Raw genomic sequence first — 15,423 nt, forward strand, 5'->3', positions numbered from 1 at the left:
AGTCCTCAATGAAGAAAACAGCTGCAGTTCTCTCTGCCCTGATGCTTACGTTCACCCTGGCCGCCTGTTCCAGCAACTACGTGATGCATACCAATGACGGACGCACCATTGTCGCTGACGGCAAGCCTAAAGTGGACAACGATACCGGCATGATCAGCTATAAAGACGCCAACGGCGTCGAGCAGCAGATCAACCGCGCCGATGTGAAAGAGATGGTTGAAAGCAACCAGTAATCGTCAGGCAAAAAAAAGCACCGCAAGTTTTGCGGTGCTGCATAAAATCACTATGGACAGACAGGGTAAATGTACAGGAAGTGAAAAAACAGTAGCCTAGCTACCATGTCCGGAATCGCCGGACAATTTGCAAACACAACATCACAACCACAAGCCAAAAGTTCATCGGCGTCCTCGACACCCACTCCCTTTTCGTTCCGGCCCGGGAAGTGCCGCCACTATAGGTATTTGCTGGCGCATCCTCAACGGACAAATTATAATGGCTCGGATTAAAAAAACTAATGGCAATACGCCGTTAGCGTTTACCGATGGCTTGCCACACAAAGCCGCCCGATTTTCGGCGCCGAATCATTCGGATTAATGTTACACAAAAGTAGCTAATTTAATGTCTAAACGCTTACCTCCCCTCAATGCACTGCGTGTGTTCGATGCGGCCGCTCGCCACCTGAGTTTTACCAAGGCGGCGGAAGAGCTGTTCGTGACCCAGGCCGCGGTGAGCCACCAGATCAAGTCGCTGGAGGACTTCCTCGGGCTGAAGCTGTTTCGCCGGCGCAACCGCTCGCTGCTGCTGACCGAAGAGGGCCAAAGTTACTACCTTGATATCAAGGAGATCTTCTCTTCGATCAACGAGGCGACGCGCAAGCTGCAGGCGCGCAGCGCCAAGGGGGCATTGACCGTCAGTCTGCCGCCGAGCTTCGCCATTCAGTGGCTGGTGCCGCGCCTGTCCGGCTTTAACTCAGCTTATCCGGGGATCGACGTGCGCATCCAGGCGGTGGACCGCGAGGAGGACAAGCTGGCGGACGACGTCGACGTGGCGATTTTCTACGGCCGCGGCAACTGGCCGGGGCTGCGCGCCGAGCGCCTGTATGCGGAATATCTGCTGCCGGTGTGTTCGCCGAGCCTGCTGACCGGCGATCATCCGCTGAAAACCGCAGAGGATCTGGCTTATCATACGTTGCTGCATGACGTTTCACGCCGCGACTGGCTGGCCTATACGCGCCAGCTGGGGTTGCAGCACATCAACGTGCAGCAGGGGCCGATCTTCAGCCACAGCGCCATGGTGGTGCAGGCGGCGGTGCACGGTCAGGGCGTGGCGCTGGTGAACAACGTGATGGCGCAAACCGAGATTGAAGCCGGTCGCCTGGTGTGCCCGTTCAACGATGTGTTGGTCAGTAAAAACGCTTTTTATCTGGTATGTCATGACAGCCAGGCAGAACTGGGTAAAATAGCCGCCTTCCGGCAGTGGATCCTGGCGCGTGCCGCCAGCGAACAAGAGAAGTTCCGCTTCCGCTACGAACAATAAGGCCGGCCGCCGCCTTGCCGCGGCCGGTGATTTTTAATGGGATAGATCACGATGAGCAGCCGTTCCATGCTGGTTTTCGCCGCTATCAGCGGCTTTGTGTTTGTCGCGTTGGGCGCATTCGGCGCGCATGTGTTAAGCGGTACGCTCGGCGCCAATGAAATGGCCTGGATCCGCACCGGGCTGGAGTATCAGGGGTTCCACACCCTGGCGATCCTGGCGCTGGCGGTTGCGATGCAGCGCCGCGTGAGCCTGTGGTTTTACTGGAGCGGAGCGCTGTTGGCGCTCGGCACCGTGTTGTTCAGCGGCAGCCTCTATTGCCTGGCGCTGTCGCACCTGAAGGTCTGGGTATATATCACGCCGGTTGGCGGCGTGTGCTTCCTGATCGGCTGGATATTGATGTTGATTGGCGCTTTGCGTCTGAGGAAAAAGGCCGAGCGCCATGAATAAGATTGCGTTGTACTGCCGCCCCGGCTTTGAAAAAGAGTGTGCGGCAGAGATCACCGACAAAGCCGCCCAGTTGGAGGTTTACGGCTTTGCACGGGTAAAAGAGCACAGCGGTTACGTGCTGTTTGAATGCTATCAGCCGGACGATGCCGATCGCCTGGCGCGGGAGATTCCGTTCCGCGAACTGATTTTCGCCCGCCAGATGATCGTGGTGGGTGAGCTGCTGCGCGATCTGCCGCCGGAAGATCGGGTATCGCCGATTGTCGGCATGCTGATCGGCGTGGTTGATCGCGGCGGCGAGCTGCGGGTGGAAGTGCCGGACACCAACGAAAGCAAAGAGCTGATGAAGTTCTGTCGCAAGCTGACGGTGCCGCTGCGCGCCGCGATGCGCGAGCAGAAGGTGCTGATGGCGCGCGAGAACCCGACTCGCCCGGTGGTGCACGTGTTCTTCATCGCGCCGGGCTGCTGCTATGTCGGTTACTCCTACAGCAACAACAACTCGCCGTTCTACATGGGCATTCCGCGTCTGCGCTTCCCGGCCGATGCGCCGAGCCGTTCGACGCTGAAGCTGGAAGAAGCGTTCCACGTGTTCATCCCCGCCGACGAATGGGACGAACGCCTGGCCAGCGGCATGCACGCGGTCGATCTGGGCGCTTGCCCAGGCGGCTGGACCTATCAGCTGGTGAAACGCAGCATGATGGTGCATTCGGTGGATAACGGCCCGATGGCGCCGAGCCTGATGGAAACCGGCCAGGTGACGCACCACCGCGCCGACGGCTTCAAGTTCGAGCCGAACAGCAGCAAGATCTACTGGCTGGTGTGCGACATGGTGGAGAAACCGGCGAAGGTGACCAGCCTGATGATTCAGTGGCTGGTGAAAGGCTGGTGCCGCGAAGCGATCTTTAACCTCAAACTGCCGATGAAAAAGCGCTATGAGGAAGTGTCGCAAAACCTGATGAGCATCCGCGAAGCGCTGGGTGCCGCCGGCATCAGCGTCGAAGTGCACGCCAAGCAGCTGTATCACGACCGCGAAGAGATCACCGTACACGTGCGCCGCATGTGGTCGGCGGTGCCGGGCCGGCGCGACGAGCGCGATTAATCGCGTTAAGCCTGATGAAGGGCGCTGCTTGCAGCGCCCTTATTGTACCGGCAGGCGCAACTGCTGCAGGTTGCCGTCCAGCGACAGATCGGTGCGCAGCGTGGCGACGTGTTTGCTGACGTAGGCCAGCTCGCGGTGCTGCTCCAGCTTGCCGCGCCATTTCTCCGGCACCTGCTCCAGGTGCTGATAGAGCCCGTCCAGGCTGCCCGACTGCTGCAACAGCAGCACGGCGGTCTTCGGCCCGATGCCCGCCACGCCGGGGATCTTGCTGCTGCCGATCCCCGCCAGCCCCCAATAGTCCGGCAGTTGCTGTGGCTGCACGCCGAATTCCTGTTGCACGAAAGGCATATCCAGCCAGCGTTTCTGGAAGTAATCGCGGATCTGCACGTTCGGCGCCAGCAGCTGGCAGTAGCCTTTGTCGGTGGATACGATGGTCACCTGGTGTCCGCCGCCGGCGACCTTCGCCGCCAGCGTGGCCGCCAGATCGTCCGCCTCGTTGCCGGGCGAATGCCAGCTGGCGACGCCCAATTCGGCGAAGGCCTCGCGCAGTTGCGGCATCTCCTGCTGCAGGTTTTCCGGCATCGGCGAACGCCCGGCCTTATAGTCCGGCAGAATTTGGTGGCGCCAGCTGTCGCTGCGATCGTCCTCGTCGAATACCGCTACCGCGTGGGTCGGACGGCTGTGCTGGATCAGCTGCTGCAGCGCGTGGCGGCAGGCGTTGACGCAAGGGGAGCCCTGCACGGCGTGAATGCGGCGGATGAGGTTCAGGGCGTCGACAATCAGTAGGTGTATCATCATGGGCAATAAGGTCAGAAAAAACAGGGCGGCTGTTACGCCGCCCGGGATTGAGGGTCAGGCGACGATTTCGTAGCAGGGCACATAGGCGCTGCCCGGCAGTTTCATGCGGTGCTGGGCGACAAAGCCCTGCAACAGGCTGTCCATCTGTTTCATCATTTGCGGTTCGCCGTGCAGCTTGTACGGGCCGAACTGCTCGATGGCGTGGATGCCGTTTTCCTTCACGTTGCCGGCCACGATGCCGGAGAACGCGCGGCGCAGCGCGGCGGCCAATTGCTCCGGCGGCTGGTTCGGATAGAGGTTGAGGTTCGCCATGTTCTCGTGGGTCGGCTCGAACGGCAGCTGCAGATCCGGTGCGATGCGGATCGACCAGTTGAAGCTGTAGGCATCGCCGGTGTTGCGGCGGTTTTCCTTCACCAGCGGCATGGCTTTCTTCATCTGCCGCGCCACTTCCGCCGGATCGTCGATGATGATGGTGTAGTGACGGCGCGCCGCGTCGCCCAGCGTGTTCATGATGAACTCGTCCAGCACGCGGAAGTAGTCGGCGCTCTCTTTCGGCCCGGTCAGGATCAGCGGCAGCACCTGTTCGCTGTTCTCCGGATTCATCAGGATACCCAGCAGGTACAGCAGCTCTTCGGCGGTGCCGACGCCGCCAGGGAAGATGATGATGCCATGCGCGATGCGCACGAACGCTTCCAGACGTTTTTCGATATCCGGCATGATCACCAGCTCGTTCACCAGCGGGTTAGGCGGCTCGGCGGCGATGATCGACGGCTCGGTCATGCCGATGAAGCGGCTGTTGTGGTAACGCTGTTGCGCGTGACCGACCGCTGCGCCTTTCATCGGCGCTTCCATGGCACCCGGCCCGCAGCCGGTGCAGATGTTCAACTCGCGCAGGCCCAGCTGGCTGCCGACCTTGCGCGCATACAGGTATTCGTTCTCGTTGATCGAGTGGCCGCCCCAGCACACCACCATGTTGGGATCTTCATCCAGGTGCAGCGTGCGCGCATTGCGCAGGATCGAAAACACCAGGTTGGTGATGTGGGCCGAGTTTTCCAGGTTCAGGTGCTGGAAACGGCCGGCGCTGGCGATTTGGCCGTGCACGAACAGGATGTCGCGCAACACGGCGAACAGGTTGGCCTGCAGCGAACGGATGATGCGCCCGTCGACGAACGCCTCTTCCGGCGGGTTGACCAGCTCCAGCTTCACCCCGCGCTCGCGGCGCAGCACGTTGATGTCGAAGGTTTCATAGCGCGACAGCAGCTGTTTGCTGTTGTCGGTTTGGCTGCCGGAGTTCAACACGGCCAGCGAACAGTTGCGGAACAGGCGGTACAGGTCGCTGCTGGCGGTGCGCTTCAGCATGTCTACTTCCAGCTGCGACAATAAATCCATAGAGCCAAGCGGGCTGATGTGTGTAATCAAGGTAACTCCTTTGCACCCGGTGCGGGGCGGTAGTAATCCATACGCAGCAAAACAGCATCTCGTTATGGTTGGCGTGCTGCGGCGAAGCGGGCGCGCTGCCCGGCCGCAGCCTCGTTTTAACCTTACCGCCGTCCCTGTGCTTTTACCAACACAAACCGCTCGTTAGCTCAGTTGTTGAGCAATGTTTCGCACTTATTGGCGTGCCAGGCGGCCGTGCTCGGGAGCGAACGCGACGTTGCTGCGCCACGGGTTGATATCCAGTCCGCCGCGGCGGGTATAGCGGGCATAGACCGTCAGGCTTTGCGGCCGGCAATAGCGCATCAGATCGTTGAAGATGCGCTCGACGCACTGCTCGTGGAATTCGTTGTGGTGGCGGAAGGAAACCAGATAGCGCAGCAGCGCTTCGCGATCGATCTTGCCGCCGCGGTAGCTTATCTGCACCGAGCCCCAGTCCGGTTGATGGGTGATCAGGCAATTGGACTTCAGCAGGTGGCTGACCAATTGCTCTTCCACTACCTCTTCACCGGCGGCGTTCAGCAGGTAGTCGGCGTTGAACTCATAACTGTCGATGCGGATATCCTGCTGGTCGATGCAGTCGCCAACCAGGCGGGCGATCGGCGTGCCTTCCAGCTGCTCGACGCTGAACAGGGTGACGCTCACTTCGCCCTGGGCGCAGGCGGACAGATCGCGCTGCAGGGTGCTGCGCACCGTTTCCCAATCGGCGAACGGGGTTTGGTTGAAACTGTTGAGATACAGCTTGAAGCTTTTCGATTCGATCAGGTTCAGGCTGTCGGCGTTGAGGCTGATCTCGCCGACCGCCACCTGCGGCAAGCCGTTGGCGTTCAGCCAGGAGAGCTCGTACAGCGTCCAGATGTCCGCGCCGTGGAAGGGCAGGTTGTCGGGATACAGGCCCAGAGGCTCGCGGTTCATACTGCGCGGCACCGCCTGCAGCAGCGTGGCGTCGTAGCGATCGCGGTAGGCGGTGGGTTTGCCCAGCGTCAGCCCCGACAGGGCCTGGTGGTCTTGATATGAGGACATCTGCTGTCACCTCAGTCAGAGATAGGTACAATGGCCGTCAGTTTAACGTATGCGAGAAAGAATATGGACCATGATGTATCGCACGCTCTGCGTGAATTCACTCAACGCTATGTCGAGTTGTGGCAGCAAGAGCGCGGCCACGCGCCGGCCAGCCAGGCGCTGTACGGCGTGCCGTCGCCCTGCATCGTGGAGAACCGCGAGGACGAAGTGCTGTGGTTGCCGCAGCCTTTCGAACCTGCGGCGACGCTGGAAAAGGTAGAGACCGCGCTGGAGCTGCGTTTGCAGCCGGATGCGCATCGCTTCTACACGCAGCAATACGCCGGCGACATGAGCGCGCAGTTCGGCGAGCATCGCCTGAGCCTGCTGCAGGTCTGGAGCGAAGAGGATTTTATCCGCCTGCAGGAGAACCTGATCGGCCATCTGGTGACGCAAAAGCGCCTCAAATTGTCGCCGACCCTCTTCCTGGCGACCACCGAATCCGAGATGACGATGGTGTCGCTGTGCAACGTCAGCGGCAACGTGGTGCTGGAGCAGTTCGGCAGCGATAAGCGCACCTTGTTGGCGGCGACGCTGGGGAATTTCCTCGATGCGCTGCGTCCGGTGTTGGACTGAATCGCGACGGATTCGCCGTCGCCCGTGTGAGAGATCTCTCACACGGGCTGTGAGATATCGCTCTTAATTTTTCCCACCTTTTTCCAGGCTATGAGATTATTGTTATCCAGATCAATTGGTTAGAATTTCTTTAGGATAACTCTTAGGCTTAATTTAGTGTGAGACACCTCCCAAACCCTTGTGATTCCGGGGAATTTAAGCGATCTTATCGTTACCGGAACGGAACCGGCGGAGCAGGAAAGCATCAGGATGATGCAGCTTCAGGAAGAAGAAAGGGATGCGCTCAGGCAAGAGCGAAGGATGGCGTCAGGAGATGCCCAGGATGTTTCAGGATAGAAACCAGGGACACCTCCAGGACGGAGATTGAGAGCCGGCACAGGACTGTCGGCGGGTCAGGAAGGCTGAGGAACCGCGTCAGGACGATGCTGCAGGATGATGCAAGGACCACTTGGTCAGGATGGCCGCAGGAAAAGTTTTCAAGGATTGAGCAGGGAGCATGCTGTGTAGCGGGATAGCTATAAAACGAACCGGGGGCACTGTTAACGCAGTGCCCCCAACTTTTTGTTTGATCCCGCTGCGCGTGCGCCCCGCCTTAATCCCTCTTCAGCGTTAACCAATCGCGCCCAGCGTATCGCCAGCGCCCTGTTTTTTCGGCAGCAGGAACAGCGTGGCGTAGATATCCAACAGGTAGATCGCCGCTAACAGGCTGATCGCGGCGGTAAAGGACACCTGCGTCACCAGCGCACCGATTACCAATGGCCCCAGGCCGCCGACGCCGCGCCCCAGATTGAACAGGATGTTTTGCGCGGTGGCGCGCGCCTGTACCGGGTAGGTATCGGAAATCAATGCGCCGTAGCCGCCGATCATGCCGTTGACGAACATGCCCATCACGGCGCCGGCGAACAGCATCAGCATCGGATCGCTCAACTGGGCGTAACCGATCACCATCACTACCGCGCCTATCTGATAAAGCACGAAAATCTTCCAGCGGGCGAAGCGATCGGCCAGCACGCCAAACAGCCAGATGCCGAACGTCATGCCGACCACCGTCACCGCCGTCCACAGGCCGGACTTGGTGAGTGAGAAGCCGAAGTTTTTCGCCAGGTAAGTCGGCATCCAGATCATCAGCCCGTAGTAACCGAAGTTCTGCACTGAACAGAGAATGAAGATGCCGATGCTGGCCTTGCTGGTGGCGCGATCCTTAAACAGCAGGCGTAAACGCTGCAGGAAGGAGAGCGGTTGCCCGGCCTATTTCTGCCGCACGAATGCTTCCGGCTCACCCAGGGTACGGCGGATCAGGAATGACGCCAGCGCCGGCAGTAGGCCGACCAAAAACATGCCGCGCCAGCCGATATGCTCCAGCAGCAACGGCGTCAGGAAGGCGGCAGCCAGCACGCCCAATTGCCAGCCCATGCCGACGTAAGCCGAAGCGCGGTTGCGCTTCTCCGCCGGCCAGGCTTCCGCGATCAGCGCCATGCCGATGCCGAATTCGCCGCCCAGCCCGATGCCCGCCAGGGTGCGATAGGCCAGCAGATCCCAATACCCTTGCGCCACGGCACACAGGCCGGTGAACAGGGAAAACATCAGAATGGTGATGGTCAGCACCCGGATACGGCCGAAGCGATCGCTGAGGTGGCCGAAGATCACGCCGCCCAGCACCGCGCCGATCAGCGTCCAGGTGACCAGTGAACCGGCGGCCGATGAGGTTAATCCTAATTCGATGCTGATGGCCGGCAGCATAAAGCCGAGGATCAGCAGGTCAAACCCGTCCATGGCATACCCGGTGACCGAAGCCAGCATGGCTTTACCGGGCGTCGCGTGGTTTTTTTTCTCTGTTATTACGGACATGAATCTTTATCTGTGTGGGGAACTCGGTGGGCCTATTGTGCCGCGCGGTGGCGAACGCCACCAGATAAAAACGGCGGGCTGTCTCAGGCGCGCCGAATTTGGGCTATAAAAATGCTATGCTTTGCCGCCTTTCAGCCAGCGCGCTGAATACCATGATGAAAAGAGATCGGGAATGCAGATGAGTATACATAACCAGGTGCGCCGCAGTTTGCAGGCGATTGAACAATCCATGCGCGATCTGGCGCTGTGGCAGGCCGCGCCGCCTGAGCATGAGGCTTTCTCCAGCACCGAGCCGTTCTGCATCGACAGCATGTCGGCCGAAGCCTGGCTGCAGTGGGTGTTTCTGCCGCGTATGTATGCGCTGCTGGACGCCCAAGCGCCGCTGCCGACGCGCTTTGCCATCACGCCTTATTTCGAAGAGGCGCTGAAAGATCGTGAGCCGAGCAGCCTGCCGCTGCTGGTGCTGCTGCAACAGCTGGATTTGATGTTGAATAAAGAGCCGTAATCCGCCGGCGGCGCGCAGATTTTTGCCGCCCGGCAGTGTAGAGTACTCGCGCGGATGCCGGGCAGGAGAGCCGACGGCGTCTTTCGGCTCGGTTTAACCGCAGCGGTTGACCGGGGGCTGCATTAGGATGATGAGGTGCTGCAATAATGGATTTATTAAGGTTTATCCTGCGTTTGCCTTTTACCTTGGTTAAGGGCGTTTGTCGCCTGCTGGGTGGGGCGTTGTCGCTGTTGGGGCGGTTGCTGAGACCGCTGGTCGGCAACCTCAGCTGGCGTGCGCCGGCCTGGTGGGCTGCGCTGCCGCGCGGTTTTTTGCGGCTCGAAAGCGGCGTGGATAAACACCCGAAAGCGATCGGTCTGGGCCTGCTGCTGATGGCAGGCGCGGCGGGCGGTGCGTTTTACGGTTGGCACTGGTGGCAAAACCGGCCACAGCCCATCGAACCTGCACCAATGGTGGTTCAGGAGGTCAGCGCATCGCTTACCAACCCCGAGCCGATAGATTACGCCGCCGCCCGGCAGGCACCGCAAACGGTGAGCCTGACTTTCAGCGGGTCGGTCGCGCCGATCGCCGCGGTGGGTAAAACCGTGAGCGCCGGTATCATCCTCAAACCGACGGCGGAAGGACAATGGGCGTGGAACAATGAGTCGACGCTGGTGTTCACGCCGAAAAAGCCGTTGCCGATGGGCGCAAAATATGAGGTGACCCTCGAGCCCGCCACGTTGCTGGCGCCGCAGATCAAGCTGGCCAAAACCCGCTATGCCTTCACCGTGCCTGCGTTCGACTACCGCCTGGGGCAGGCCGAGTACTATCGCGATCCGCAGGATGCGCAGAAACGCAGCGCGATTTTCAATCTGCAGTTCAACGCGCCGGTCGACGTCGCCAGCTTTGAAAAACAGATTTCGCTGGGATTGAAAGAAGGCAGCACCGCGTCCGAGAAGAAGCTTAATTTCTCTCTGGTCTATGACGAGAAAAAACTGAACGCTTGGGTGCATTCCGAGCCGCTGCAGGCGCTGGATCAGGGCGGAGCGGTGCATCTGACCGTCGGTAAGGGGGTTAAATCGACGGCGGCCGGCAACGCGGTCGAAGAGGCGAAAAGCAACTGGGTCAAGGTACCAACCCTCTACAGCCTGGCGCTGAGTGACGCCAGCGCTCAGGTCGTGGACACCGACGGCGGCAAAGGGCAGCGTGCGCTGGTGGTCGGCTTCAGCGATGCGGTGAAGGATAAAGAGCTGGCGCGGGCTACCAAAGCCTGGCTGCTGCCGCAGCACGATCCGAGCGATGCCGAGGCCGCCAACGATGCCGAAGACTTCTATCAATGGACGGTCGATAGCGTCGGTAAAAACGTGCTGGCACAGGCGACGCCACTGCCGTTGACGCTTAACGAGGCGGAAGAGGCCTATCAACCGCAGTTCAGCTTCCGTTTCGACGCCCCGGCGCACCGCTTTGTGTTGCTCGAGATAGACAACCAGCTGGTCTCCGTCGGCGGTTACAAAATGCCGAAGAAGGTTTACCGGGTGGTCGACGTGCCGGAGTTCCCGAAATCGCTGCAGTTCATGTCGCAGGGCTCGCTGCTCTCGGTTAACGGCGACAAACAGATCAGCGTGGCGGCGCGCAACGTGGCGGGCCTGCGGCTGGACATCAAACGGGTGATCCCGAGCCAGCTGCAGCACATTGTCTCCTTCAAAAGTCGGGACTACTCGTCCACGGAATTCAACCGTCTCAACGACGAATATTTCACCGAGCATTTCAAATACCAGACGGCGCTCAACAACGAGCGGCCGGGGGAAGTGAACTATCAGGGCATCGATCTTTCCCGTTATCTCTCCACCAACGCCAGCTCCCATCGCGGAGTGTTCCTGCTGACGCTGTCTGAATGGCAGCCGAACCGGAAACCGGCGGCGGAAGAGGCGGGCGCCGAGCCAGAACAGGAACCGGACGAGAACACCGGGGATGATCAGCCCGACGTCGGCGATTCGCGCTTTGTGGTGGTGACCGATCTGGGCATCGTCGCCAAGAGCTCGCAGGATAAGACGCGCGATGTTTTTGTGCAGTCGATCCAAAGCGGCGCACCGGTCAGCGGCGCCACCGTGTCGGTAGTGGCCAAAAACGGCGTGACGCTGCTCAGCCAAACCACCGGGGCCGACGGCCACGTGCGTTTCCCGGCGCTCGACGTGTACACCAACGAGCGCCAGCCGGTGATGTTCCTGGTGGAAAAGGAAGGGGATGTCTCCTTCCTGCCGACCGGTAGCTATAACGATCGTGGGCTGGACTTCTCGCGCTTCGACGTCGCCGGTGAACAAACGCCGACCGATCCGCGCACCCTCAGCAGTTATCTATTCTCCGATCGCGGCGTTTATCGACCTGGGGATACTTTCAATATTGGCCTGATCACCCGCGCCGCCGACTGGGGCGTTGGCCTGGCCGGCGTGCCGGTGCGTGCCGAAATTCGCGATCCGCGCGACAAGCTGATGTCCACCGTACCGCTGACGCTGGGCGCCAGCGGTTTCAACGAGCTGAGCTATACCACCGATGAAAACTCACCGACCGGCGAGTGGAACGTCTATCTGTATCTGATCGGCAAAAACAACGATACCTCCACGCTGCTCGGCCATACCGCGGTCAATGTGAAGGAGTTCGAACCGGATCAGCTGAAAGTGAAGCTGGCGTTGACGCCGGACCGCCAGCAAGGCTGGGTAAAACCGTCTGAGCTGAAGGCCAGCATCGACGTGCAGAACCTGTTTGGCACCCCGGCGCAAGATCGCCGCGTGACCACCAGGCTGACGCTGCGGCCGATGTATCCGAGTTTCGATCGCTTCCCGGATTATGCGTTCTACGAAAACCGGCAAAACAGCGACGGGTTCGAAACCGAGCTGGAAGATCGCACCACCGATGAGCATGGCACGGCCGATATTCCGCTCGATCTGAAATCCTACGCCGATGCGACCTATCAGCTGCAGCTGTTGTCGGAGGCGTTCGTCGCCGGCGGCGGGCGTTCGGTGGCGGCTACCGCCCGTACGCTGGTTTCGCCTTACGATTATCTGATTGGGGTGAAGGCCGACGGCGATCTGGGCTACATCAATCGCGACGCGGAGCGGCATCTGAATGTGATCGCCATCGATCCGGCCCTGAAACAGATCGCCATGCCGAATCTGAAGCAGGTGCTGATCGAACAGAAATACATTTCGGTGCTGACCAAACAGGATTCGGGCGTTTACAAATACCAGTCGAAGATGAAGGAAGTGCAGCTGTCGGAACAGCCGCTGGCGCTGAGCGAGCAGGGCGCGGATGTGCGGCTGGCGACTGATAAGCCGGGCGACTTCGTGCTGGTGATTGAAGATGCGCAGGGTAAGACGCTCAACCGCGTCGCCTACAGCGTGGCCGGCAACGCCAACCTGAGCCGTTCGCTGGATCGCAACGCCGAACTGAAGCTGAAACTGAACCAGGCGGAATACCAGCCGGGCGAGGAGATCGAGGTGGCGATCAACGCGCCTTATACCGGCAGCGGCTTGATCACCATCGAGAAGGACAAGGTTTACGCCTGGCAGTGGTTCCACACCGACACCACCAGCTCGGTGCAGAAGATCCGCGTGCCGGCCGGCATGGAGGGTAACGGCTACATCAACGTGCAGTTCGTGCGCGACATCAACTCCAGCGAGATCTTCATGAGCCCGCTGAGCTATGGCGTGATGCCGTTCAAGATCAGCACCAAGGCGCGGCAAAACAGTCTTGAGGTGACGGCGCCGGCGGTCATCAAGCCGGGTGAAAACCTGACGATGACGGTCAAGACCGACGCGCCGCAGCAGGTGGCGCTGTTCGCCGTCGATGAGGGCATTCTGCAGGTGGCGCGCTACCGCCTGAAGGATCCGCTGGAGTTCTTCTTCAGCAAGCGCGAACTGAACGTGAGCAGCTCCCAGATCCTCGATCTGATCCTGCCGGAGTTCAGCAAGCTGATGGCGCTGACCGCGGCGCCGGGCGGCGACGCGGGCGAAGGACTGGATCTCAACCTCAACCCGTTCAAACGCAAGCGTGACAAGCCGGTGGCCTATTGGTCCGGCATTACCGAGGTCAGCGGCGAGAAGCAGTTCGTCTACCCGGTGCCGGACTACTTCAACGGCAAGATCCGCGTCATGGCGATTTCGGTGACGCCGGAGAAAATCGGCAAGGCGCAAACCGCTGCCACGGTGCGCGACAGCTTCATCATGACGCCGAACGTGCCGGCGATGGTGGCACCGGGCGACGAGTTTGACGTCAGCGTGGGCGTCAGCAACAACCTCGAAGGGCTGAACGGTCAGCCGGTGGCCATCAACGTTCTGTTGACGCCGCCGCCGCAGTTGGAGGTGGTGGGCAACGCGACGCAAAGCCTGACGCTGGCGGAAAAACGCGAAGGCGTGATCGCTTTCCGTCTGCGCGCCAAAGCCGTGCTGGGCGATGCGCCGCTGGTGTTCGACGCCCGTTACGGCGACCAGGCCAGCCGCCGCACCGTCAGCACTTCGGTGCGGCCGGCGGCGCCATACCGCACCCAATCGGTGATGGGGCGCATGAGCGGTAGCAGCCAGAACGTCGATGGCCTGCGTCAGATGTTCGACGCTTTCGCGCAGCGCCGGGCGGCGGTGTCGAATTCGCCGCTGGTGCTGACCAATGGGCTTGCGCAATACCTGGCGGATTATCCGTATTACTGTTCCGAGCAGATTGTCAGCCGTTCCATTCCGCTGATGCTGCAGAGCCGCCACCCAGAGATGAAAAGCAGCCTGAGCCAGGCGGAAGTCAGCAAGCAGCTGCGCAACCTGCTTGGCGTGCTGCGCGCGCGCCAGAACGACAGCGGGGCGATCGGCGCCTGGCGTTCATCGCCGGATGCCGATCCTTTCGTCACGCCTTATGTGGTGCAATATCTGCTTGAAGCCAAAGCGGCGGGCTACGCCCTGCCGGAAGGCATGCTGGATGAGGCCAACGGCGCGTTGCGCGAGCTGGCGGCCAGCGGTTTCGACGATCTGTATCTGCTGCGCCTGCGCAGCTGGGCGGTTTACCTGCTGACGCTGCAGGGCGAAGTGACCACCAACTCGCTGGCGGCGGTGCAGGATACGCTGCAAAAACTCTATGGCGAGGGCTGGAAAACCGACCTGAGTGCGCTGTATCTGGCCTCTTCCTATCGCCTGTTGAAGATGGACGACGAAGCCGCCGCGTTGCTGCAACCGAGCTGGCAGCAACTGAGCAAGGCGTATGACAGCGCCTGGTGGACGCAGAACTATTTCGATCCGCTGGTGCAAGATGCAACGCGTCTGTATCTGATTACCCGTCACTTCCCGGAGAAGGTGGCGTCGATTCCGCCGCAGGTGCTGGAGAACATGGTCAAGGCGCTGAAGGAAGAGCGTTACACCACCTACTCTTCCGCGATGAGCATTCTGGCGCTGGAAAGCTATTCGGCCCAGGTGGCGGCGCAATCCGCCAATGCGGACGCATTAGGCATCGTGCAGGTAGATAAAACCGGCGGTGAGCCACAGCGCATCAGTGAGCTGCAGGGGCTGTTCGTTCAGGGGCAGTTCAACGCCGATGCTACCGCCGTGCGCTTCACCAACGGCGGTAATGCGCCGGCCTGGTATGTGGTGACGCAGGCCGGTTACGACCTGAATGCGCCGCAAAAAGCGCTGTCGCGCGGCATTGAGATTGTCCGCGATTACACCGACGAGCAAGGCAAAGCGGTGACGCAGGTGACGCTGGGGCAGAAGATCAACGTCCATCTGAAGGTGCGCGCCAACTCGAAAGAGGGGCAGAGCAACCTGGCGATCGTCGATCTGCTGCCGGGCGGGTTCGAAGTGGTGCAGCAGACGCCGCCGGAACCGGCCGATGCCGGCGAGGAGAGCGACGATCGCGGCGGCTGGCAGTCGCCGCTGGCCGCCACCGGCTCCACCTGGGCGCCGGATTACAGCGATATCCGTGAGGATCGGGTGATTATCTACGGCAGCGCCGGCACCGAGGTGCAGGAGTTCGTCTATCAGATCAAGGCCACCAATACCGGCAGCTTTATTATTCCACCGGCCTATGGCGAAGCCATGTACGACCGTGAAGTGCAGGCCATGTCGGCCGGCGGCGGCAAGCTGGTAGTGGTGCCGGCGGGCAACGACTAGGC

General features: G+C 60.6%; 10 protein-coding genes and 1 pseudogene. 7 read left to right on the forward strand and 4 right to left on the reverse strand.

The features are described 5' to 3' along the window. Positions 1–8: 8 nt before the first annotated feature. The 4 genes from FHU12_RS01355 to rlmM all read left to right on the forward strand — a co-directional run bounded on the left by FHU12_RS01355 (position 9) and on the right by rlmM (position 3,079). Complete coding sequence (locus FHU12_RS01355) at positions 9–233, forward strand: YgdI/YgdR family lipoprotein (RefSeq protein ID WP_025304050.1); 225 nt, start codon at positions 9–11, stop codon at positions 231–233. Positions 234–618: 385 nt separating this feature from the next. Continuing rightward, the gene (locus tag FHU12_RS01360; RefSeq protein WP_025304049.1) at positions 619–1,536 is read left to right on the forward strand and encodes a transcriptional regulator GcvA; all 918 of its coding nucleotides are present in this window, start codon (positions 619–621) and stop codon (positions 1,534–1,536) included. A gap of 51 nt (positions 1,537–1,587) precedes the next feature. After that, on the forward strand, positions 1,588–1,983 hold the full coding sequence (locus FHU12_RS01365; RefSeq protein ID WP_025160235.1) for a DUF423 domain-containing protein: 396 nt from the start codon (positions 1,588–1,590) through the stop codon (positions 1,981–1,983). Further along, entirely contained in the window at positions 1,976–3,079 is a 1,104-nt protein-coding gene (gene rlmM, locus FHU12_RS01370; protein ID WP_141966953.1) for a 23S rRNA (cytidine(2498)-2'-O)-methyltransferase RlmM, read from the forward strand. The genes FHU12_RS01365 and rlmM overlap by 8 nt, the downstream gene beginning before the upstream one ends. Before the next feature lie 39 nt (positions 3,080–3,118). On the opposite strand, the gene xni is transcribed toward rlmM, so the two are convergent. The 3 genes from xni to queF form a co-directional block, all read right to left on the reverse strand. Then, positions 3,119–3,877, reverse strand: a complete 759-nt coding sequence (gene xni, locus FHU12_RS01375) for a flap endonuclease Xni (RefSeq protein ID WP_141966955.1) — start codon at positions 3,875–3,877, stop codon at positions 3,119–3,121. Positions 3,878–3,931: 54 nt separating this feature from the next. Beyond that, positions 3,932–5,296: a nucleotide 5'-monophosphate nucleosidase PpnN gene (gene ppnN / locus FHU12_RS01380; RefSeq protein ID WP_049206164.1), complete on the reverse strand. Its 1,365-nt coding sequence runs from the start codon at positions 5,294–5,296 to the stop codon at positions 3,932–3,934. 192 nt (positions 5,297–5,488) lie between these two features. Beyond that, a complete protein-coding gene (queF, locus tag FHU12_RS01385; protein ID WP_141966957.1) occupies positions 5,489–6,334 on the reverse strand; it encodes an NADPH-dependent 7-cyano-7-deazaguanine reductase QueF in 846 nt (281 codons plus the stop codon). A 63-nt stretch (positions 6,335–6,397) separates the two neighbouring features. On the opposite strand from queF, the gene syd reads away from it, so the two are divergent. Then, a complete protein-coding gene (gene syd, locus FHU12_RS01390; protein WP_141966959.1) occupies positions 6,398–6,946 on the forward strand; it encodes a SecY-interacting protein in 549 nt (182 codons plus the stop codon). A 609-nt stretch (positions 6,947–7,555) separates the two neighbouring features. On the opposite strand, the pseudogene FHU12_RS01395 reads toward syd, so the two are convergent. Then, a pseudogene (locus FHU12_RS01395) lies at positions 7,556–8,794 on the reverse strand (MFS transporter). Between the two features lie 178 nt (positions 8,795–8,972). Here FHU12_RS01395 and FHU12_RS01400 point away from each other — a divergent pair. Together FHU12_RS01400 and FHU12_RS01405 are read left to right on the forward strand one after the other, a co-directional pair. Next, positions 8,973–9,299, forward strand: a complete 327-nt coding sequence (locus FHU12_RS01400; RefSeq protein WP_025304043.1) for a YqcC family protein — start codon at positions 8,973–8,975, stop codon at positions 9,297–9,299. A 146-nt stretch (positions 9,300–9,445) separates the two neighbouring features. Beyond that, positions 9,446–15,421 (forward strand): alpha-2-macroglobulin family protein, encoded by a 5,976-nt coding sequence (locus FHU12_RS01405; RefSeq protein WP_141966961.1) that lies wholly within the window; start codon positions 9,446–9,448, stop codon positions 15,419–15,421. Positions 15,422–15,423: the final 2 nt, after the last annotated feature.

This window comes from Serratia marcescens (assembly GCF_006715005.1).
In the GTDB taxonomy this organism is placed as follows: Bacteria; Pseudomonadota; Gammaproteobacteria; order Enterobacterales; family Enterobacteriaceae; genus Serratia; species Serratia montpellierensis.